At 71.1% G+C, this 21,188-nt stretch carries 17 protein-coding genes; 14 read left to right on the top strand and 3 right to left on the bottom strand.

Annotated features, from left to right (window positions below; all coding sequences use genetic code 11):
- Positions 1-126 precede the first annotated feature (126 nt).
- From cmk to E1287_RS20745, 3 genes are all read left to right on the top strand, one after another.
- On the top strand, positions 127-789 hold the full coding sequence (gene cmk, locus E1287_RS20755; RefSeq protein ID WP_243719257.1) for a (d)CMP kinase: 663 nt from the start codon (positions 127-129) through the stop codon (positions 787-789).
- A 51-nt stretch (positions 790-840) separates the two neighbouring features.
- Positions 841-2,211 carry a ribosome biogenesis GTPase Der gene (gene der / locus E1287_RS20750; protein ID WP_207934346.1) on the top strand — a complete coding sequence of 457 codons (1,371 nt, stop codon included), beginning with the start codon at positions 841-843 and terminating at the stop codon, positions 2,209-2,211.
- Positions 2,212-2,386: 175 nt separating this feature from the next.
- A complete protein-coding gene (locus tag E1287_RS20745) occupies positions 2,387-2,599 on the top strand; it encodes a hypothetical protein (protein ID WP_131966698.1) in 213 nt (70 codons plus the stop codon).
- A gap of 53 nt (positions 2,600-2,652) precedes the next feature.
- Here the strand turns inward: E1287_RS20745 and E1287_RS20740 are convergent, their stop codons facing one another.
- Positions 2,653-3,258, bottom strand: coding sequence for a hypothetical protein (locus E1287_RS20740; RefSeq protein WP_131966697.1), 606 nt, complete (start codon positions 3,256-3,258; stop codon positions 2,653-2,655).
- A gap of 96 nt (positions 3,259-3,354) precedes the next feature.
- Here E1287_RS20740 and E1287_RS20735 point away from each other — a divergent pair, with 96 nt between their 5' ends.
- The 7 genes from E1287_RS20735 to soxR all read left to right on the top strand — a co-directional run bounded on the left by E1287_RS20735 (position 3,355) and on the right by soxR (position 10,292).
- The gene (locus E1287_RS20735) at positions 3,355-4,485 is read left to right on the top strand and encodes a nucleoside 2-deoxyribosyltransferase domain-containing protein (protein WP_131966696.1); all 1,131 of its coding nucleotides are present in this window, start codon (positions 3,355-3,357) and stop codon (positions 4,483-4,485) included.
- Between the two features lie 95 nt (positions 4,486-4,580).
- On the top strand, positions 4,581-4,985 hold the full coding sequence (locus tag E1287_RS20730) for a TOBE domain-containing protein (protein ID WP_131966695.1): 405 nt from the start codon (positions 4,581-4,583) through the stop codon (positions 4,983-4,985).
- 9 nt (positions 4,986-4,994) lie between these two features.
- Positions 4,995-5,789, top strand: a complete 795-nt coding sequence (gene modA, locus E1287_RS20725; protein WP_131966694.1) for a molybdate ABC transporter substrate-binding protein — start codon at positions 4,995-4,997, stop codon at positions 5,787-5,789.
- Positions 5,786-6,583, top strand: a complete 798-nt coding sequence (locus E1287_RS20720) for an ABC transporter permease (protein WP_131966693.1) — start codon at positions 5,786-5,788, stop codon at positions 6,581-6,583. The genes modA and E1287_RS20720 overlap by 4 nt, the downstream gene beginning before the upstream one ends.
- The gene (locus tag E1287_RS20715; RefSeq protein WP_131966692.1) at positions 6,580-7,623 is read left to right on the top strand and encodes an ABC transporter ATP-binding protein; all 1,044 of its coding nucleotides are present in this window, start codon (positions 6,580-6,582) and stop codon (positions 7,621-7,623) included. Before E1287_RS20720 ends, E1287_RS20715 begins: the two co-directional genes overlap by 4 nt.
- A gap of 178 nt (positions 7,624-7,801) precedes the next feature.
- Positions 7,802-9,619, top strand: coding sequence for a phosphoenolpyruvate carboxykinase (GTP) (locus E1287_RS20710; RefSeq protein WP_243719255.1), 1,818 nt, complete (start codon positions 7,802-7,804; stop codon positions 9,617-9,619).
- A gap of 127 nt (positions 9,620-9,746) precedes the next feature.
- Positions 9,747-10,292 (top strand): redox-sensitive transcriptional activator SoxR, encoded by a 546-nt coding sequence (gene soxR, locus E1287_RS20700; protein WP_131966690.1) that lies wholly within the window; start codon positions 9,747-9,749, stop codon positions 10,290-10,292.
- A gap of 4 nt (positions 10,293-10,296) precedes the next feature.
- Here soxR and E1287_RS20695 read toward each other — a convergent pair whose 3' ends face one another.
- Together E1287_RS20695 and E1287_RS20690 are read right to left on the bottom strand one after the other, a co-directional pair.
- Positions 10,297-12,696 carry a glycosyl hydrolase family 65 protein gene (locus E1287_RS20695; RefSeq protein WP_243719253.1) on the bottom strand — a complete coding sequence of 800 codons (2,400 nt, stop codon included), beginning with the start codon at positions 12,694-12,696 and terminating at the stop codon, positions 10,297-10,299.
- Entirely contained in the window at positions 12,693-13,442 is a 750-nt protein-coding gene (locus tag E1287_RS20690) for a beta-phosphoglucomutase family hydrolase (RefSeq protein WP_131966722.1), read from the bottom strand. Before E1287_RS20690 ends, E1287_RS20695 begins: the two co-directional genes overlap by 4 nt.
- 157 nt (positions 13,443-13,599) lie before the next feature.
- On the opposite strand from E1287_RS20690, the gene gndA reads away from it, so the two are divergent.
- The 4 genes from gndA (at position 13,600) to E1287_RS20670 (ending at position 20,928) form a co-directional block, all read left to right on the top strand.
- Positions 13,600-15,024, top strand: coding sequence for an NADP-dependent phosphogluconate dehydrogenase (gndA, locus tag E1287_RS20685; protein ID WP_131966689.1), 1,425 nt, complete (start codon positions 13,600-13,602; stop codon positions 15,022-15,024).
- Positions 15,025-15,132: 108 nt separating this feature from the next.
- Positions 15,133-15,921: a hypothetical protein gene (locus tag E1287_RS20680; RefSeq protein ID WP_131966688.1), complete on the top strand. Its 789-nt coding sequence runs from the start codon at positions 15,133-15,135 to the stop codon at positions 15,919-15,921.
- 159 nt (positions 15,922-16,080) lie between these two features.
- Positions 16,081-20,331 (top strand): hypothetical protein, encoded by a 4,251-nt coding sequence (locus E1287_RS20675; protein WP_131966687.1) that lies wholly within the window; start codon positions 16,081-16,083, stop codon positions 20,329-20,331.
- Between the two features lie 9 nt (positions 20,332-20,340).
- Positions 20,341-20,928, top strand: a complete 588-nt coding sequence (locus tag E1287_RS20670) for an HD domain-containing protein (protein ID WP_131966686.1) — start codon at positions 20,341-20,343, stop codon at positions 20,926-20,928.
- Positions 20,929-21,188 lie beyond the last annotated feature (260 nt).

Genomic DNA, 21,188 nt, shown 5'->3' with positions numbered 1-21,188 from the left:
ACCGCCCCCGGCAGGGTCTGACGGGCCGCGCCGGGACGTGACGGTGCCGCGAGGCCGGTAGCCTGGTTCGCTGGGGCTCGCGCCGGGGGGACACCGCGCGCCCGAGGGACTAGAGAGGGATCGATCGTGCCGCTCGTCATCGCCATGGACGGACCCTCCGGGTCGGGCAAGTCCAGCGCGTCCAAGGGCGTCGCCCGCGCGCTCGGGCTCCGCTACCTGGACACGGGCGCCATGTACCGCGCCGTGACGTGGTGGATGCTGGACAAGGGCGTGCCGGTCGAGGACGCCGCCGCGGTCGAGGCCCGCGCGGCGGAGCCGGTGATCGCGTCCGGCACCGACCCGGACGCGCCCGCGATCACGGTGGACGGGACGGACGTGTCCGGCCCGATCCGCACCCGCGCGGTGACGAACGCGGTCAGCGCCGTCAGCTCCGTCCCGGCGGTCCGCGCCCGGATGGTCGCGCTGCAGCGCGAGATCATCGGCTCCGGCGGGATCGTGGTGGAGGGCCGCGACATCGGCACGGTCGTCGCGCCGGACGCGCCGGTCAAGGTGTACCTGACGGCCAGCGAGGAGGCGCGGGCGGCGCGCCGCGCGAAGGACCTCGCGGCCGACCCGGGCGCGTCGGTCACGGTCACCCGGGCGGAGCAGGCGCGCCGCGACCGGCTCGACTCGACCCGGAAGGCGTCGCCGCTGACCAGGGCGGGCGACGCGCACGAGATCGACTCGACGGAGCTGAGCCTCGCCGAGGTCATCGAGGCGGTCGTCCGCCTCGCCAAAGAGCATGAGTGAACGGGCGGCCGGACGGCCACCCGCGGGGAATTCACAGTGAGCGATAACGAGATCGAGACCGTGGACGTCGTCGAGGACGTCGCCGCGGACGAGGGGCCCGCGCCCGTCGTCGCGGTGGTCGGGCGGCCGAACGTCGGCAAGTCGACCCTGGTCAACCGGATCCTCGGCCGCCGCGAGGCGGTCGTGGAGGACGTCCCGGGCGTGACCCGCGACCGCGTCGCCTACGACGCGTCGTGGAGCGGCCGCCGGTTCACCGTCGTCGACACCGGCGGCTGGCTGCCCGACTCGGCCGGGCTCGCCGCGGCGATCGCCGAGCAGGCCCGGCTGGCGGTCGGCCTGGCCGACGTCGTGATGTTCGTGGTGGACGCGACCGTCGGCGCGACCGACGTGGACGAGGCCGTCGTGGAGATCCTGCGCCGGTCCGGCAAGCCGGTGGTGCTGGTCGCCAACAAGGCCGACAACGCGGCCGTCGAGGCGGACGCGGCGCTGCTGTGGTCGCTCGGCATCGGCGAGCCGCACCCGGTCAGCGCGCTGCACGGCCGCGGCAGCGGCGACCTGCTCGACGCGGTGCTGGCCGCGCTGCCGGAGGAGGCCCCACCGGAGTCGTTCGAGGAGGTCGGCGGGCCGCGCCGGATCGCGCTGCTGGGCCGTCCCAACGTCGGCAAGTCGAGCCTGCTGAACCAGCTGGCGGGGGAGAACCGGGCGGTCGTGGACGCGGTTGCGGGCACGACCCGCGACCCGGTCGACGAGCTGATCGAACTCGGCGGCCGGACGTGGCGGTTCATCGACACCGCCGGGATCAGGCGGCGGCACCGCGAGAACCAGGGCGCCGACTTCTACGCGACGCTGCGCACCCAGTCCGCGCTGGAGCGCGCCGAGGTCGCGGTCGTCCTCGTGGACGCCGACCAGCCGCTCGCCGAGCAGGACCTGCGGATCATCTCGATGGTCGTCGCCTCGGGCCGCGCGCTGGTCCTCGCGTACAACAAGTGGGACCTGCTGGACGAGGAGCGCCGCCACTACCTGGAGCGCGAGATCGACCGGCAGCTGCACCACGTCCGCTGGGCGCCGCGCGTGAACGTGTCCGCCAAGACGGGGCGGCACATGGAGAAGCTGGTCCCGGGCATCGAGACGGCCCTGGACGGCTGGAACACGCGCGTCCCGACGTCCAAGCTCAACCAGTTCTTCGCCGACCTTGTCAGCTCGCACCCGCATCCGGTGCGCGGCGGCAAGCAGCCGCGCGTGCTGTTCGCGACGCAGGCGAGCGTGCGGCCGCCCCGGTTCGTGCTGTTCACGTCCGGGTTCCTGGAGGAGGGGTACCGGCGGTACATCGAGCGGCGGCTGCGCGAGGAGTTCGGCTTCGCCGGGACGCCGCTGGACATCGCCATGAAGATCCGCGAGAAGCGCGGCAAGGGCAAGAAGTAGCGGAATTATCCGGCCGGCGGCCCGCCGGGGATCTTTCCCCGGCGGGCCGCGGCATGTCAGGATGCTTCCTACGACCGGCGAGTAAGTCTTCCATTACTCGTCGAGTCGGGTGACACGTGCATGACCGAACCGGTCCGGGTCTCCCGGACATCTGGGCGCGGCCGAGGGGTGGAACGTGAAGCTCTTGCTGCTCATCTCCTGTGCTGTCGTCTGCGTGGCGCTCAGCTTCGCCTGGCGGGAGCCGTGGATCGGCGGAGTCGGCCTGCTGGTCGCCTTCGTCGCCATGTTCACCGACCGCGACGACGTGCGGCTGGACGAGGAGCGGGGCAGCTACGAGACGACCAAGGCCGTCCGGGACATGCGCCGCCGGGACCGCCACCGGCGGTAGCGGTCCCAGCAGCGGTCGGTCCCGTCCGGCCGTCGGCCGCGAGGCGGATCGCGCTACCGGTCGTAGCGTGTTCCGCCCGCGATGTGCCGGTCGCCCGGCGGCGCGGGTGCGGGCGCGGGCGGGTTCTCCCGCGCGTACCGTCCGTACACCAGGGGCTGCGTGGTGGTCGCGCCCGCCTGGCCGTCGCCGTCCGGTGGCGCCGACTCGCGGCGGCCGATCACGGCGAAGCGGCCGAGCGCGAGCGCGGCCAGGAACACGGCGGCGACGCCGAGCCCGGTGAACCCGGACAGCTGCTCGGCGAGCCGCTGTGTCTCGCCGGAGCCGAGCGGGGCGCCGATGCCCTGGACGTCCCAGAGCGTGGCGACGGACGTCCCGACGACGAACCAGGCGCCGCCGAGCGCGGCGAGCCAGGCGCCGAACACGCCGAACGCGCGGTTGGCGGCGGCGAGCACGATCAGCCCGCCGAGCACGACGGCCACCGCGGGCGCGATGACGAGCTGGAGCCGGTCGGTGTCGTACACCCAGGTGTCGTCGGGGGCGAAGCCGAACCCGAAGTACGGGCCGACGAAGGGGAGCAGGCCGCCCCAGAGGCCGAGCAGCACCAGCAGGGCGCCGCTCAGGCCGCCCCGGGAGCGTGGAGCGCGCATGGTCCCAGTCATGATCATTCCTCCTGACCGGGCGTGTGATTCTGGTTTAGGTCACCATTACCCCCACCAAACCAGTCCACACGGCGGGGGGCGAAAGGAGCGAACCGCATGGTAGCGGACCTCGAAGTCGTCTACGCGCGTGAGGAACCGCCCGCCCGCTGGGAGGCCGCGGTCTTCCTCGCCGGGCCCACTCCCCGGTCGCCCGACGTCGCGTCCTGGCGTCCCGAAGCCGTGGCCGCCTTGCGCGAGCGTTGGCGCGGGCCTGGGCTGCTCGTGGTGTTCGTCCCGGAGCACCGGCATGGCGTCCATGACGACTATGTCGGCCAGGTCGAGTGGGAGGAGCGCTGCCTGCACCTGTCCGACGAGGTGGTCTTCTACGTGCCGCGCGACCTGGCCACCATGCCCGCGTTCACCACGAACGTGGAGTGGGGGATGTGGCACGACAGCGGACGCGCCGTCTTCGGCGCCCCGCCGCGGGCGCCGAAGAACCGCTACCTGCTGCATTACGCCGCCAAGTGGGGCGTGCCGACGGCGAGCGACATCGCGGGGACGGTGGCGGCGGCGCTCGAACGGATCGGCGCGGGAGCGTCCAGGACGGGCGGGGAGCGGGAGATCCCGCTGCTGCTGTGGCGCGAGGAGTCGCTGCGGAGCTGGTACGCGGGCCAGCGCGCGGCGGGCAACGCCCTGCTGGGGGCGCGGGTGGTGTTCCGGTTCGGCAACCACTGGGGGCTGCACGTCCGGATGCACGTCGCGGCCGAGGACCGGGTGAAGGACAACGAGATCGTCTTCGGACGGCCCGACGTCTCCGCCGTCGTCCTGCACCGGCCGGGGGAGACGCTGGACGAGACGGAGGTCGTGCTCGTCCGGGAGTTCCGGAGCCCGTGCGTGAACGGGTTCGTCCACGAGCTGCCGGGCGGCTCCGGGACGGGCGGCCCGGCCGGCGTCGCGCTGGCCGAGGTCGAGGAGGAGACGGGCCTCGTCCTGGCGGCGGCGCGGCTGCGAGCGCACGGGACACGGCAGGTGAACGCCACGATGTCCGGGCACCTGGCGCACCTGTTCTCCGCCGAGATCACCGGCGACGAGCTGGCGCGCCTCCGGTCGTCCGGGCCGCACGGCCTCGCGGCGGACGGCGAGCGCACCTACATCGAGATCGCCGCGTTCGGCCGGATCAGGCGGGAGCGCCTCGTGGACTGGTCCTGCCTCGGCATGATCACGGAGGTCCTGCTGGACGTGCGCTGACCCGCACCTGCGATGGTGATCGCCTCTAACAACTTGCATTCTCCTTGAGAAGCTCGCTCTTCTCCTTGTATCTGCGGGTCGCTAGGCTTGGCCGTGTGACGACGTTCAGGATCAGTGAGGCGGCGGCGCTGCTCGGGGTCAGCGCGGACACGGTCCGGCGCTGGGTGGACGGCGGGCGGCTCCCGGCGTCCAGGGACGAGCACGGGCACCGGCTGGTCCCCGGGGCCGAGCTCGCCTCGTTCGTGCGCGACCAGGCGCGCGGCGGGGGAGCGCCGTCCGGCCAGGGGGAGCGGTTCTCCTCGGCGCGCAACCGGATGCGGGGCATCGTGACCGACGTCGTCCGCGACGGGGTCATGGCGCAGGTGGAGATCCAGGCGGGGCCGTTCCGGGTGGTGTCGCTGATGAGCCGCGAGGCCGCCGACGACCTCGGGCTGCGTGTGGGCGTGGTCGCCGAGGCGGTCGTGAAGTCCACCAACGTCATCGTCGAGCTGCCGGACTGAGGAGGCTCCGTGCGCACGTGGATCGCGATCACGGCCGCCGCCCTGCTCGTCGCGGGCGGGGGCGCAGGCGCCGCGGGCTGCGGCGAGGTCGGCGACGGCGCTTCCGGGACGGGCGGCGGCAGCGCCGGCGACGGAACGCTGACCGTGTTCGCCGCCGCCTCGCTCACCGACGCCTTCACCTCGCTCGGCCGGACGTTCGAGGGGTCGCGTCCCGGTGTGAAGGTCAGGTTCAACTTCGGCGCCAGCTCGACGCTCGCGCAGCAGATCACGCAGGGCGCCCCGGCGGACGTGTTCGCGTCCGCGAGCCCCGCCACGATGAAGACGGTGACGGACGCGGGCGACGCCGCCGGGACGCCGCAGGTGTTCACCCGGAACCGCCTGGTCATCGCCGTCCCCAAGGACAACCCCGGCAAGATCTCCACGGTGGGCGACCTGTCCAAACCGGGGCTCAAGGTCGTGCTGTGCGCGGTTCAGGTGCCGTGCGGGGCCGCCGCCGCGAGGGCGCTCGGCGCGGCGAGGGCCGAGGTCGAGCCGGTGTCGCGGGAGAAGGACGTCAAGGCCGTCCTCACCAAGGTCGGCCTCGGTGAGGCTGACGCCGGGCTCGTCTACCGCACCGACGTCAAGGCGGCGGGCGGCAAGGTCACGGGCATCGAGTTCCCGCAGGCGGCGCAGGCCGTCAACGACTACCCGATCGTTGAGGTGGCCGGGGCCCCGCAGGCCGCGCTCGCGAAGGAGTTCATCCGGCTCGTGCTGGGGCCGCAGGGCAGGACGGTACTGAGCCGGGCCGGTTTCGAGGCGTCGTGAAGGACGCCGACAGGCTGGTCGGGCGCCCCCCGTGGATCCTGCTGGCGCCCGCGCTGGCCGGGCTCGCCTTCCTGGTGCTGCCGCTCGCCGGGCTGCTCGTCCGCGCGCCGTGGTCGACGCTCGGCACCCGCCTCATGCAGGACCAGGTGCTGGACGCGCTGCGCCTGTCGCTGGTCACCGCGACGTTCGCGACCGTCCTGTGCGTGCTGCTCGGCGTCCCGCTGGCCTGGACGCTGGCGCGGGTCCCGTTCCGCGGCGTCCGGCTCGTCCGGGCCCTGGTGACCGTGCCGCTGGTGCTGCCGCCGGTGGTCGGCGGCGTCGCGCTGCTGCTCGTCCTCGGGCGGCGCGGGCTGATCGGCGGGTGGCTGGACGACACGTTCGGGATCACGTTCCCGTTCACCACGGCCGGGGTCGTCCTGGCCCAGACGTTCGTGGCGATGCCGTTCCTGGTGATCAGCGTCGAGGGCGCGCTGCGCGCCGCCGACCTGCGCTACGAGGAGGCCGCCGCCACCCTCGGCGCCGGCCGCTGGACGATCTTCCGCCGGGTCACGCTGCCGCTGGTCGCGCCCGGCGTCGCGGCCGGGGCCGTGCTGTGCTGGGCGCGGGCGCTCGGCGAGTTCGGCGCGACGATCACGTTCGCGGGGAACTTCCCGGGCCGGACGCAGACGATGCCGCTGGCCGTCTACCTGGCGCTGGAGACCGACCCGCAGGCCGCGATCGTGCTCAGCCTCGTCCTGCTCGCGGTGTCGGTGATCGTGCTGGCGGCCCTGCGAGATCGCTGGGTGAACCCATGACGGGGCTGGAGGCGCGGCTGGTGGTGCGGCGCGCCGCGTTCGACCTCGATCTCGCGCTCACCGCCGCGCCCGGCGAGGTGGTGGCGCTGCTCGGCCCGAACGGGGCGGGCAAGAGCACCGCGCTGCGCGCCCTGGCCGGGCTGGTCGCGATGGCGGGCGGGCACATCCGGGTGGACGGCGCCGACCTGCGCCCGCTGCCGCCCGACCGGCGCGGCATCGGCATGGTCTTCCAGGACTACCTGCTGTTCCCGCACCTCAGCGCGCTGGAGAACGTCGCGTTCGGGCCGCGCTGCCGGGGCGCGGGGCGCCGCGCCGCCCGGCGCCGGGCCGCCGAGTGGCTGGACCGCGTCGGCCTGGCGGAGTTCGCGTCCGCGCGGCCCCGGGCGCTGTCGGGCGGGCAGGCGCAGCGGGTCGCCCTCGCCCGCGCGCTGGCCGTCGATCCCCGGCTGCTCCTGCTGGACGAGCCGCTCGCCGCCCTCGACGTCCACACGCGGATGGAGGTCCGCGCCGCGCTCCGCCGCCACCTGGCCGGGTTCGCGGGCGCGGCCGTGCTCGTCACCCATGACCCGCTGGACGCGATGGTCCTCGCCGACCGCCTCGTCGTGATCGAGGGCGGGCGGCTCGTCCAGGAGGGGACGCCCGCCGAGGTCGCCCGCCGTCCGCGCACCGACTACGTCGCGCGGCTGGTCGGGCTGAACCTGTACCGGGGCCGCGCCGAGGCCGGGACGGTCACCGTCGGGGACGGCGCCGGGACGCTCGACACGGTCGACTCCCTCGAAGGTGAAGTCTTCCTGGCCTTCTCGCCATCCTCGGTGGCGCTGTACCGGACGCGTCCCGACGGCAGCCCCCGCAACCTGTGGCGGGCCCGCGTCGCCGCGATCGAACGGCAGGGGGACCGCGTCCGGGTGCGGTTGTCGGGGCCGCCTTTCGACGCGGTCGCGGAGGTGACTCCGGCCGCCGTGGCGGAGCTTCAATTGTCCGAGGGCAGCATGATCTGGGCGGCAGTGAAGGCCACCGAAACCCACGTTTACCCAGCTTGAGGGGCTCCCTGCCGACGGCTCCCGGCACGCCGCCCGGCCTGTCCGCAGACCGGTGATATCTATCACAAAATCGGGCATGAACGCCCAAATGCGGACGTGATTGGTCCAGACCAAATGGCAAAAACGGCGGGTCTTGTTCATCATGCAAACATCCTGCGAACAGCTGAAGGAGTTGCCCGTGTCCATCCAGGTCCCCGGGGCCGACCAGGCCCCTACCGGCCACACCGAACTGACTGAGTGGGTACGCGGGATCGCCGAGCTGACGAAGCCCGACCGCGTCGAGTGGTGCGACGGCTCGGACGAGGAATGGGAGCGCCTGACCGGCGTCCTCGTCGACCAGGGCACGCTCACGCGGCTCGACCCGGCCAAACGGCCCAACAGCTTCTACGCGGCGTCCGACCCGACCGACGTCGCCCGCGTCGAGGACCGCACGTTCATCTGCTCCGAGAAGGAGGAGGACGCCGGGCCCACCAACCACTGGATCGCCCCGGACGAGATGCGCGAGACCCTCGGCGGCCTCTTCGACGGCTGCATGAAGGGCCGCACCATGTACGTGGTGCCGTTCTGCATGGGCCCCCTCGGCGGCAAGATCTCGCAGCTCGGCGTCGAGATCACCGACTCCGCCTACGTCGCGGTGTCCATGCGGATCATGACGCGGATGGGGACCCCCGCGCTGCGGCTCATCGAGGAGCGCGGCTCGTTCGTCAAGGCCGTCCACTCCGTCGGCGCCCCGCTGGAGCCGGGTCAAGCGGACGTCAAATGGCCGTGCAACTCCACCAAATACATCACGCACTTCCCCGAGACGCGGGAGATCTGGTCGTACGGGTCCGGGTACGGCGGCAACGCGCTGCTCGGCAAGAAGTGCTACGCGCTGCGGATCGCGTCCACGATGGCGCGCGACGAGGGCTGGCTGGCCGAGCACATGCTCATCCTGAAGCTCACGCCGCCGGAGGGTGAGACCCGCTACGTCGCCGCCGCGTTCCCGTCCGCCTGCGGCAAGACGAACCTCGCCATGCTGGAGCCGACCATCCCCGGCTGGAAGGTCGAGACGATCGGCGACGACATCGCCTGGATGCGGTTCGGCGACGACGGCCGCCTCTACGCGATCAACCCCGAGGCCGGGTTCTTCGGCGTCGCGCCCGGCACCGGCGAGAGCACCAACGCCAACGCCGTGAGGACGCTGTGGGGCAACAGCATCTTCACCAACGTCGCGCTCACCGACGACGGCGACGTGTGGTGGGAGGGCCTCACCGACGAGCCGCCCGCGCATCTGACCGACTGGCGCGGCGACGACTGGACCCCGGCGTCGCAGACCCCGGCGGCCCACCCGAACGCCCGCTTCACCACCCCGGCCGGGCAGTGCCCGATCATCGCCGACGAGTGGGAGGACCCGAAGGGCGTCCCGATCTCCGCGATCCTGTTCGGCGGGCGGCGCGCGTCCGCCGTGCCGCTCGTCACCGAGTCGTTCGACTGGCAGCAGGGCGTGTTCCTCGGCGCGAACGTCGCGTCCGAGAAGACCGCCGCCGCCGAGGGCACGGTCGGCGAGCTGCGCCGCGACCCGTTCGCCATGCTGCCGTTCTGCGGCTACAACATGGGCGACTACTTCGGCCACTGGCTGGAGATCGGCAAGGCCACCGACGCCGAGAAGCTGCCGCGGATCTACTACGTCAACTGGTTCCGCAAGAACGCCGACGGCAAGTTCATCTGGCCGGGCTTCGGCGAGAACAGCCGCGTCCTGAAGTGGATCGTGGAGCGGCTGAACGGCCGGGCCGACGCCGTCAAGACGCCGATCGGGCACCTGCCGACCCGGGAGGCGCTCGACACCGAGGGCCTCGCCCTGGACCACGCCGACCTCGACACGCTGCTGTCCGTCGACACCGAGGTGTGGAAGCAGGAGGCCGCCCTCGTCCCCGAGCACTTCGACAAGTTCGGTGACCACATGCCGAAGGCGCTGTGGGACGAGTACCACGACCTCGTCCGCCGCCTGGAGCACTGACCCGCAGGACCGGCTCGCCGCCGCGCGCCCGCCCGCCGACGACCTCGGCGGGCGGGCGCTCTGCGCTGCGGCCGCCCCCCGCGCCCCCGGAACCTCGACTGCGGTTGAGGTCGCATAGGATGCGCTCATGACGCGGCTTGAGCACCGGTTGCACGAACTGACCGTCGGGCAGCTCGCCGAGCGGAGCGGCGTGGCCGTCTCGGCGCTGCACTTCTACGAGTCCAAGGGCCTGATCAGCAGCCGCCGCACGGCGGGCAACCAGCGGCGCTTCACCCGCGACACGCTCCGCCGCGTGTCGTTCATCAAGGTCTCGCAGCGCGTCGGCATCCCGCTCAGCGACATCCGCGACGCGCTCGGCACCCTCCCGGAGGAGCGCACCCCCACGGTGGACGACTGGGCGCGGCTGTCGGAGAACTGGCGGAGCGTCCTCGACGACCGCATCCGCCAGCTCGAACGGCTCCGCGACGACCTCACCGACTGCATCGGCTGCGGCTGCCTCTCGATCAACAAGTGCGCCCTCGCCAACCCCTACGACCGGCTCGGCGACGAGGGGCCCGGGCCGCGCCGGCTCCTCGTCCGGCACGGCACGTCGCCTGGACCGCCGCCGACGGACGAGAGGCCCGCGCACGAGGCGCCGAACCCCTGCCACGCCGACCCGTGCCCCTCCGACTGAACGGTCAGCGGCGGCGCAGGTCGCGGCCGTGCGGGTCGATGCGGCGCGGCATCGGCTCCCGGCCGGACGGCTGCGCCGGCGCCGGACGCGGCTGGATCTGCTCGATCGGCAGCTCGACCGGCTCGTCCCCGAGCGTGAACGGCTCGCCGTGGTGCCACAGCTTGATGCCGGGGCCGTCCAGCAACTCGTAGGACGCGGCCTCACCCGTCACGTTGACCTTGATCAGGCTGCCGCGGTACCGCATCCGGAACGCCAGCCGGCTGATCCCGCCCGGCAGCCGCGGCGCGAACCGCAGCCTCCCGCCGCCCGCGCGCATCCCGCCGAACCCGGCGACGAGCCCGCTCCACGCCCCCGCCATCGACGCGATGTGCAGCCCGTCGCGGGTGTTGCGGTTCAGGTCGTGCAGGTCCATCAGCGCGGTCTCGCCGAGGTAGTCGTGCGCGAGCTCCAGCTGCCCGACCTCCGCCGCCACGACCGCCTGCGTCTGCGCCGAGAGCGAGGAGTCGCGGACGGTCAGCCCCTCGTAGTAGGCGAAGTCGCGGACCTTCTGCTCCTCCGTGAACGCCTCCCCGCACAGGTGCAGCGCCAGGACGAGGTCGGCCTGCTTCACGACCTGCTTCCGGTACAGGTCGAAGTACGGGAAGTTCAGCAGCAGCGGATAGTGGTCGGGCTTGGTCGCGGCGAAGTCCCAGCGGGCGTGGTTGGTGAACCCCTCGCTCTGCGGGTGGACGCCCAGCCGGTCGTCGTACGGGATCAGCATCGCCGCCGCCGCGTCCCGCCACGACGCGGCCTCTTCGGCGTCCACGCCCAGCCGGTCGGCCACGTCCGGATGGCGCATCGCCATCTCCGCGGCCTCCTGCAGGTTCCGGCGCGCCATGAGGTTGGTGTAGATGTTGTTGTCCACGACGGCGCTGTACTCGTCGGGGCCCGTGACGCCGTCGATGCGGAACACGCCGCCGACGTCGTGGTGGCCGAGGCTCCGCCACAGCCGGGCGGTCTGCACCAGGATGTCCAGGCCGATCTCCCGCTCGAACTGGACGTCCTCCGTCGCGTCCACGTACCGGACGACGGCGTCCGAGATGTCGGCGTTGATGTGGAACGCGGCCGTGCCCGCGGGCCAGTAGCCCGAGCATTCGTGGCCGCGGATCGTCCGCCACGGGAACGTCGCGCCGTCCAGGCCGAGCTGCGTGGCGCGCTCCACGGCCAGCGGCAGCGTCATGTGCCGCCACGCCAGCGCGTCGGCCGCCGCGCCCGGCGACGTGTAGGTCAGCACCGGCATGACGAACGTCTCGGTGTCCCAGAACGTGTGGCCGTCGTACCCCGGCCCGGTCAGGCCCTTCGCCGGGATCATGCGGCGCTCCGCCCGGGCGCCCGCCTGCAGGACGTGGAACAGCCCGAACCTGACCGCCTGCTGGATCTCCGCGTCGCCCTCGACCTCGACGTCCGCGCCCTCCCAGAACTCGTCCAGGTACGCGCGCTGCTCGTCGAGCAGCCCGTCCCAGCCGGTCTGCCGCGCGCCCGCCAGCGCCCCGACCACCTGGTCGTGCAGCGCCGGCCGGGACCGCCGGCTCGACCACCCGTAGGCGAGATACTTGACGATGCGCAGCCGCTGCCCCGGCTCCAGGCGCGTCGCGACCGTCAGCCGGCCGACGTCCTTGGAGCTCTCGGTGTCGATCGCCATCGACTCCGGGCCCTCGATCTCGTGCGACATGCCCGCCGCCATCCGCAGCCCGCTCTGCCGCGTCCGGTGCAGGAGCAGCACCTTCGTGCCGTTGGCGACGTGCTCCTCGCTGACCAGCGGGCTCTCCAGGATCGCGGACGAGCGCGGGTCCTTCCCGCCGCCGGGCAGCGCCTCGTTGGCGACCAGCTCAGACTGCGCGACCACCCGGACCGCCTCGTCCACCGGCTCGACCTCGTAGCAGACCGCCGCGACGGCCCGCTGCGTCAGCGACACGATCCGGACCGACGTCACCTTGATCGTCTTGTCGGCCGGGGACGTCCACTCCACGTGCCGGGTCAGCGTGCCCGCCCGCATGTCCAGGTTCCGCTCGTGGTGCAGGACGCGGCCGTACCGGACGTCGAGCGGCTCGTCGTCCACCAGCAGCCGGATCACCTTGCCGTTGGTGACGTTGATGACCGTCTGGCCCGACTCCGGGTACCCGTAGGCCGTCTCGGCGTGCGGCAGCGGACGCTGCTCGTAGAACGAGTTCAGATACGTGCCAGGAAGCCCGTGCGGCTCACCCTCGTCGAGGTTTCCGCGCATCCCGACATGCCCGTTGGACAGCGCGAACACCGACTCGGTCTGGGCCAGCCGGTCGAGCCGCAGCTCCGGCTCCCGCACGCACCAGGGCTCCACCGTGAACACGGGCCGGTCGACCGCGCTCAGCCCATCCCGCTCTGTCACTTACCCTCCATCAGTTCGGACAGGTCGGAGACCACGATGTCGGCTCCGTGCTCGGCGAGGGCCTTCGCGTGCGCGCCGTCCACCCGGTTGACGCCGACCACGTAGGCGAACCCGCCGGCCCGCCCCGCCTCGACGCCCGCGAGCGCGTCCTCGAACACCACCGCCTGCTTCGCCGCCACGCCCACGTCCTCGGCCCCCGCCAGGAACATGTCGGGCGCCGGCTTCCCCGGCAGGTGCCGCTCGGCGGCCGTCACGCCGTCCACCCGCGCGTCGAACAGGCCGGTGATGCCGACCGTCCGCAGCACCTGGACGGTGTTGGCGCTGGACGACACCACCGCCGTCTTCAGCCCGGCCTCGCGCGCCGCGCGCACGTACTGGATGGAGCCGTCGAACGTCTCGACGCCCTTCTCCTCGATGAGCTGGAGGACGAGCGCGTTCTTGCGGTTGCCGAGCCCCCGGACCGTCTCGCTCTCGGGCGGGTCGTCCGGGTCGCCCTCGGGCAGCTCGATGCCGCGCGATCGCAGGAACGAGCGCGTCCCGTCCTCGCGCTTCTTGCCGTCGACGTACCGGCCGTAGTCCTTGACCGGGTTGAACTCGGTGAAGGGCCCGCCGTCGCGCCGTGCCCGCTCGCGCAGGTAGCCGTCGAACATCTCCTTCCAGGCCGCGGCGTGGACGGCCGCGGTCCTGGTCAGCACCCCGTCGAGATCGAAGAGACACGCCGCCGCATCGTCCGGCAGTCCCAGCATTCGCACCCCCTGGAAAATGTCACCATCGAAGAGGTCCTCAACGCGCGTCCCGTTCCCGCGTCCCGCGCGGGCATGCGATCGCCGGCGCTCGAACGGGGGGATCATGGACCCGCGTACAACCCCTTGATCAGGGTGGCACACGAGGAGGAGCGATCCAATGGAAACGGCGCGTATCGGAGTCACGGGGCTCGCGGTGATGGGCCGCAACCTGGCCCGCAACCTGGCCAGGCACGGGCATCCCGTCGCCGTCCACAACCGCACTTCCGCACGGACGAAGGCCCTCGTGGACGAGTTCGGCCACGAGGGCACGTTCCTTCCCGCCGACACGCCGGAGAGCTTCGTCGCGTCCCTCGAACGCCCCCGCCGCCTGGTGATCATGGTGAAGGCCGGCGGCCCGACCGACGCCGTCATCGACGAGTTCGCGCCGCTCCTCGAACCCGGCGACATGATCGTCGACGGCGGCAACGCCAACTTCGCCGACACCCGCCGCCGCGAGTCGGCCCTCCGGGAACGCGGCGTCCACTTCGTCGGCGCCGGCATCTCCGGCGGCGAGGAGGGCGCCCTGCACGGCCCGAGCATCATGCCGGGCGGCTCCGCCGCGTCCTACGAGGCCCTCGGCCCCCTCCTTGAGGACATCTCCGCCAAGGTGGACGGAACGCCCTGCTGCACCCATGTCGGCCCCGACGGCGCCGGACACTTCGTGAAAATGGTGCACAACGGCATCGAGTACGCCGACATGCAATTGATCGCCGAGTCCTACGACCTGCTCCGGCACGCCGCCGGCCTCGCCCCCGCCGAGATCGCCGAGGTCTTCCGCACCTGGAACACCGGCCGCCTGGAGTCCTACCTGATCGAGATCACCGCCGAGGTCCTCGCGCACACCGACGCCGCCACCGGACGCCCGTTCGTCGACGTCGTCCTCGACCAGGCCGAGCAGAAGGGCACCGGCCGCTGGACGGTGCAGACCGCCCTCGACCTGGGCGTCCCGGTCGGCGGCATCGCCGAAGCGGTCTTCGCCCGCAGCGTCTCAGGCCACGCGGCTCTCCGCGAGGCCTCCCAGCACCTCCCGGGCCCGTCCCGCGCACCCGCCGCCGGTCCGGATTTCGCCGGTGCCGTCGAGAAGGCCCTGTACGCGTCCAAGATCGTCGCCTACGCGCAGGGCTTCCACGAGATCCAGGTGGGCAGCGCCGAGTACGGCTGGAACATCGACCTGGGCGCGATGGCCACCATCTGGCGCGGCGGCTGCATCATCCGCGCCCGCTTCCTGGACCGCATCCGCGCCGCCTACGAAACCGACCCGCAGACCCCGACCCTCCTTACCGACCCCCACTTCACCGAGGCGCTCGGCGACGCTCAGGACGCCTGGCGCGAGGTCGTCGCCACGGCCGCCCGCCTCGGCATCCCGGCCCCCGGCTTCTCCACCGCCCTCGCCTACTACGACTCGCTCCGCACACCCCGCCTGCCCGCCGCCCTGACCCAAGGCCAACGCGACTACTTCGGCGCCCACACCTACCGCCGCACAGACCGCGAAGGCACCTTCCACACCCTCTGGTCCGCTGACCGCACCGAGACGACACCCTGACCGGCGTGGAGCCAGGGCCCTCATCATCGCCCTGACCGCAAGCGGCCTCAGCTCTCCCTTCGGCTGACCATGATCGTCAAGATGGTGGCGAGAGAGAGGATCACCGTCATGACGCTGCGTCGTGTCCCGCCACTTTTATCCGCACTCCTGCTCGTCGGCTCGCTCGCCCTCACCGGCACGGCCTCCGCCGCCCCGGACGATCTCGGGCCGGGCCGTGCCGAGATCACGTGCGACGCGTCCACCGGAAAGATCAGCACCAGGCTGACGGGCAAGTGGGTGCCGGGCTTCGCCTATCAGGCCGAGTTCAGGCTGCTCACCGGTTCCTTCGTCAGGACGGACGGCAGCCTCGGCCGGGTCCCCCAGTTCCCCGCCGTCACCGGCACGGGGACCGGCGCGAGCAACGGCGCACTGAACATCGACGGGTACACCCGCGACTGGAATGCGTCGGATTACCTCTTCTACACCGAGACCGTGCGGGTCATCGTGCGGAACAGCGCGGGCGCCCAGGTGGCGCAGAAGGACGCGACCTGCTACCGGGACGTCTACACCACGTACACGATCACGTGTGACCGGTCCGCGCACACCGTCTCAGCGACGGTGAGCGGCACCCGGTACCGCCCGAACGGGCAGGTGGTCATCGAGTACAACCGGGTCACGACGTCTCAGCGGGCACCGGGCGAGTTCCGCTGGACGTCCATGAACCTAGGCCCGACCCCGGAGATCTCGCACCGCGAGCCGACCGACGCGAACGGAAGCTGGTCGGACCTCGGCTACTCCCACACCTTCACGACCGATCCCTACTACTACAGCCAGACCGTCCACGTCATCGTGAAGCACACGGACGGCACGGTCATCGGCCGCGGATCCGACCACTGCGTCTACGCCGACGGCACCTGACGCCTCAGCACGCCTCCGTGGGCAGGTCGGGCCGGACCAGTGGATAACCGGCCCGGCCGCCCGGATGGCCCCCGCTACCGTTTCCCGCCCCCTTGACGTCCCGCTCCGCCGCCGACGTCGAGCACCCGTGCAGGCGCTTTAAGGGAGATGTTCCAGTAGGTGGCTGTGCAGGATGACCGTCCGGACTCTGCCTTTCTGGAGACCCTGATGAGCCGCTCATTTGAGCGGTTCGGGTGGTCCGTCAACTACGGCCGGTGTAGATACGTTTCCGGGCGGCGACGGGAGGCGGACGTGGCGAGCGGGCACCGGATCGATCGGAAGGCGTGGCCGGAGGACGGGCCATACCGGCAGTTCCTGGAACATCTGGACACCATTCACCACGACAACGGTCAAAAGAGTCTTCGCGACATCGCCGCCGCGATGAACCTGGCTTCCCAGTCCCGCGTCAACGACATCCTTCGCGGACGAAAGCGCCCCGTCGACGGTCGGCAGATAGCGTCGCTCGTCCGGGCCCTCGGCGGGGGAGAGGACGATGTTCGCTACGCGCGCCGGCTCTATGCACAGGCGCCTCCCGCGAAAGAGGCCACACCGGTCTCGCATCCCTGGGTGCCTCACGTCTCTGGGCACACGGCTTGGAACCTGGTCGACGAGCAATACGACGCCACGGCCTTCAAGGACGCGGCGATAACCATCGCCGAGCGCCTCGGGCTGCTCTGCGGCGATGCGGAGGTCGCCCTGCAGGACGATCCGTGGCTCGATGCCGGTCTGGCGCATCGCTTCGGTAAGTGGACGGATTGGCTGCTGCGAACCCAGTTCGCCGAGGCCATGCGCGACCTCTCCCCAGTGGAGGCGGCGCTGCTCGTGCTCGTCCCGATGCTCCACCACACCCATGTCCTCCGGACGCTCGTCGAGCTTCGTGGAATCGAGCCGCTCGACTTCCGTGCCGAGGACGGAGAGGGCTCACGCCGCGAATACCAGACCTTTCTCAGCGGGCAGCGCGAACTGGCGGATCGGGCGACCGCACGCAGCCTCCCCGACCGCGACTCCGCCGCCTCCGAGATCGGCTGGTGGCTGTTCCACCGGTGGACGGCCCGCTTCCCTCAGGCGTACGCGCTGGGAACCGTGCGCGATCTCTTGAACGAACTGCGGATCGCCGATCATCGCATGCGAGACGAGGTCCTGGACGCCAAGACCGTCCAGCGTTTCCTGGCCGCGCTGCGTCTCGATCTGTCAGAACTCGGTGACCTGGATCGGAAGAACGCACCGCAATTCGAGACGGTTCTTTTCGCGGGCGAGCCGCATGAGCAGCGTGTAAGGGAACTGCTGGTCGCGCAGATCCTTTCCGTCGCATACGGGTTGACGATCGATCTCGTCCGGCTGCCCGACATCGTCGTCCGGCATCTGGGCATTCCACATCCCGTCGACGTGACCGAACTGCGCAGGAACGTCACCGTCCGGGCGCGGTGGGTGCTCCAGTCCGAGTGCCTTGTGTTGCGCGCCGACTGCCATCACCCGGCTGAACTGGAAGGACTGCGTCAGTATACGAACCAGGTCGACACGCTGCTCCACACGATCCGGCAGGGATCTGGCGATCACCCGACACTGCAGGTGCTCGACCGGCTTCCGTCCCGCGCGTCCGCCGACGATGTCCGGCCGGACACCGACGAGGACGGCCGCCTCCTCTTCCAGCGGGTCAGCCGGTTCCGGCTGGACGAGCGCCGCGTCCAAGACCTGCTGATGGGCGAGCAGCTCTACCAGAACCGCGGCCTGGCCATTCGGGAGCTGTACCAGAACGCGCTCGACGCCTGCCGCTACCGGCGGGCCCGCCACGCTTACCGCGGTCGCGACGGCTGGCCGGAGGAGTGGGAAGGCCGTATCCAGTTCGTCCAGGGTGTGGATCAGAATGGCCGCCTTTACCTGGAATGCCGCGACAACGGCGTGGGCATGACCGAGGCCGTCCTCACCGAGGTCTTCTCGCAGGCCGGTATCCGTTTCACCGACACCACCGAGTTCCTCGTCGAGTCCGCCGACTGGAAGAACGCCGACCCGCCGATTCCCTTCCAAGCCAACAGCCGCTTCGGCATCGGCGTCCTCAGCTACTTCATGATCGCCGACGAGATCGAGGTCGTCACCCGGCCGATGGACCGCGGCCACCGTCCGCACCCGGCGCTAAAGGTCTCCATCTTCGGCTCCGGCCACCTGTTCCAGATTGAGCACCTCGCAGCCGACCGGTCTCCGGGGACGTCGGTAAAGCTCTATCTACGCGAGGGCGAGAACGCACCGTCCTGCGTCGAGGAACTGCGCCACCTGCTCTGCATCACCGAGTTCCGCACGACGGCCGAGCACGACACCCAGCGCGAGGTCTGGGAGCCCGACGTTCCGAGGCGCCGGGAGTCCTCGTCGTTAGCCGCCGGTGGTCTGCACGCGCATGGCGCGATGGTTCCTTGGAAGGGCCCCGAAGGGTGTCATGTGGTCTGGTGCGCGAAAGGCGGTGGCCTGCTCGTCGACGGCCTCAATATCCGGCCCGGCGACCCTGTGAGATTCGGCAAGGCGCTCCACGGCGTGCTCGTCAACCTAGCCGGTCGGCACGCTCCGGAGCAGATCTCCGTGGATCGCCGGACCGTGCTCTCCGACGTGTCGGCCGATGTGAAGGAGTTACTGGAAGCGGCCGCGGGCGACCTGATGCCCGCGGGCCGGGAACTGCTGAACGTGAATTGGATCAGCGATGTCACCCAAACGAGCCCCCTCATCGCGGATATCATCACTGAAAAGGCCGCAGAGCATGGCTGCCGCATCGAGACCAAGGGCGGCACGCTCGATACCCGGGCCGCCGGTTGCTTTCTCCAGGACTCACACCTCGTCTTAGACGATGAGGAGAGCGGGAGCCAACAGGTCCTTTGGTTCCACGATTGCGGCGTCCGGGTCCCGGATCATGTGCTGCTGTGGCGCTTGGCCGCCCATGAGATGCGCGAGCGACTCGAGGCCCTCGGCATCGGTGAGCTTGGCCCGGTCCGGCGAGCCAGACCCTCCGACGTCCTGCTGCTCGGGTTCGACCCCCAGCGCCGCTCGCGGAATGAGCCCGTTTCCCCTGACCTTATGCGGTGGACGTGGCGGTGGGAGACATGGTGCCGTCCTGGTCATGTGCTTCTGACGGCCCGCCTAACCGGGGCTCCGCCACGGGATGTCGCGCGGCGTGCGGTGGAGCTGGGCCTTGGGGGGATCGAGCCGGACTTGTTCCCCGTGGACGCCGTCTCCGACATCGATCTCGCGCTGCTCAGTGCTGACACGTCCGAGCAAGACCCGTGGTGGGACCCGGCCGAACCCGTGCCCATCGGACACCTCATGACCATCGCGGTTCAGCATCATGCCGACTTGGCGGACCTGCGGCGGCGCCTCGAAGGCTATGGTTTCACCATTGCGGCTGCCGACCGGGCGTCGGGGCATCCCTCGGCGGGGGAACTTCGGCTGGTGACGTGGGGCGCCACCAATTCCCCGGTCCGCCACACATCCCCGATTGCGGCGAGTCATCTGGTCGAATGCGCGTGGGACCTGGACATGCGCGTCCCCGATGTCTGCGCGCTGCTGGCGGAGTACGGGTTCCAGGCCGACGCCCTCGCGCTGCCCGCACGACCGTCCGCGGCTGATCGGCAACTGTTCCAATGGGTGCTCGGCGAGGAGGAGCGCAACCGATTCGATCCAGCGGCTCCACTGGCGCCAGGACATCTGGTCTTCGCGGCCCGCCGCCTCGATGTCCCGCTTCCGGAGGTGGCCGCCAGGCTCACCGGTTACGGCGTTCGGGTGCCTGAGTCGCTTCCGGACGACGTCGGCGACGACGACCTGGCGTTGCTCATCACTGAACGGCGTCAGGAGCCGCGCTGGCGACCCGCTCATGCTTCCATCTCCCTTCCCGAGCTGATCATTGCCAGTGCCCGTGCCGACATTGAACCGAGCGAGGCAGCGGCACGGCTGAGAGAGTACGGGTTCGACGTGCCGACACAGGGTCTGCCGGACCGGGCCGGTGATAAAGACCTAGAACTCCTGGAAGCGTGTCTTGCGGACGACTCCTGGCTCCACCACGAGGTCACGGTGTCCCGTGGACGTCTGATCAGATGCTCGGTCGAGCTCGGTATCGGACCGCGACAGGTCGCCGAGAGGGTCGCCGCCTTGGGGGTACGCGTGCCGCCGGATGGTGTCCCGGAACGGGCGGATTTCGACATTCCCCTTCTGCGTGACGGCGGTGACTGGCTCCTGGACGGGCGGCCAGTACCGCTGCTTCATCTGCTGCGGGCGTCGCGGAAGACCGGCATGAGTGTGCGGGAGGCCGCCGAGCGGATGCGGTGGCTGGGGATGAACGTGCCGGACGTCGATGAGACCGTCGCGGAGGCTCTTCGGAGGCTGCCGCGCGCTTAGCGTTGCTGGATGAGGATTCCGGCGGACGATGAGATCCGGGCGTTGCATGAGCGGTGTGCGCCGAGTGCGGAGGCGTTCGAGCTGGTCTGGACGCACTGCGTGATCGTGTGCGGGATCGCCGAGCGGATCATGGGCGGCGGGTTCGATGTGAACAAGGACCTCGTCCGGGCAGGGTGCCTGCTGCATGACATCGGGGTTTACCGGCTCTACGACACGGCCGGGGTGCTCGATCACAAGAATTACATCAAGCATGGCCCGCTGGGGCATGAGCTGTTGCGCGACGAGGGCTTTCCCGAGGTGATCTGCCGGTTCTGCTCCCGCCACACCGGGCTGACGCGGGACGACGTCGAGCGGCAGCGGCTCCCGATCCCCGTTGCCGACTACATGGCCGAATCCGCTGAGGAACGGGTTGTGGCGTACGCGGACAGGTTTCACAGCAAGACCGATCCGCCGACCTTCGTCACCGCCGACTCGTACATCGTCCGTGCGCGGCGGTTCGGAGAACACAAGGTCGCGGTGTTCCAGGCGATGCGCGAGCACTTCGGGGAGCCCGATCTCACCTCGCTCGCCGCCGACCACGGCCACGCCATCGTGTGACGCCGGGGTGTGCGCCCGTGTGTCCTCTTCCTGGAGAACGACCAGGTCAGAGGTGTGACGTGAATGCCTCGCGCAACTGGTCACAGAGGCGCACGGCCTGGGCCGGAGGCGCCGGGTCAGGGTGATCTCGTTCGTCCGCGAGGAACGGGAGCGTGCGGGATGCAGACGGTGGCGGAGCTGGCGCCGGTGATCGGCGGGGTGCTCAATGTGGTGGCGGCCGGGATCGGGATCGCGGTCGCGGTCGCCGGGCGGCGGAGGCG

The sequence above is a fragment of the Actinomadura sp. KC06 genome (assembly GCF_004348735.1).
GTDB lineage: Bacteria > Actinomycetota > Actinomycetes > Streptosporangiales > Streptosporangiaceae > Spirillospora.
This window is presented reverse-complemented; position numbering and strand designations above follow the sequence as displayed.

Coding starts and splice junctions, on each gene's coding strand:
- E1287_RS20740 (WP_131966697.1), bottom strand. CDS start 3,258: ATGACTGGGACCATGCGCGCTCCACGCTCCCGGGGCGGCCTGAGCGGC.
- E1287_RS20735 (WP_131966696.1), top strand. CDS start 3,355: ATGGTAGCGGACCTCGAAGTCGTCTACGCGCGTGAGGAACCGCCCGCC.
- E1287_RS20715 (WP_131966692.1), top strand. CDS start 6,580: ATGACGGGGCTGGAGGCGCGGCTGGTGGTGCGGCGCGCCGCGTTCGAC.
- soxR (WP_131966690.1), top strand. CDS start 9,747: ATGACGCGGCTTGAGCACCGGTTGCACGAACTGACCGTCGGGCAGCTC.
- E1287_RS20690 (WP_131966722.1), bottom strand. CDS start 13,442: ATGCTGGGACTGCCGGACGATGCGGCGGCGTGTCTCTTCGATCTCGAC.
- gndA (WP_131966689.1), top strand. CDS start 13,600: ATGGAAACGGCGCGTATCGGAGTCACGGGGCTCGCGGTGATGGGCCGC.
- E1287_RS20680 (WP_131966688.1), top strand. CDS start 15,133: ATGACGCTGCGTCGTGTCCCGCCACTTTTATCCGCACTCCTGCTCGTC.
- E1287_RS20670 (WP_131966686.1), top strand. CDS start 20,341: ATGAGGATTCCGGCGGACGATGAGATCCGGGCGTTGCATGAGCGGTGT.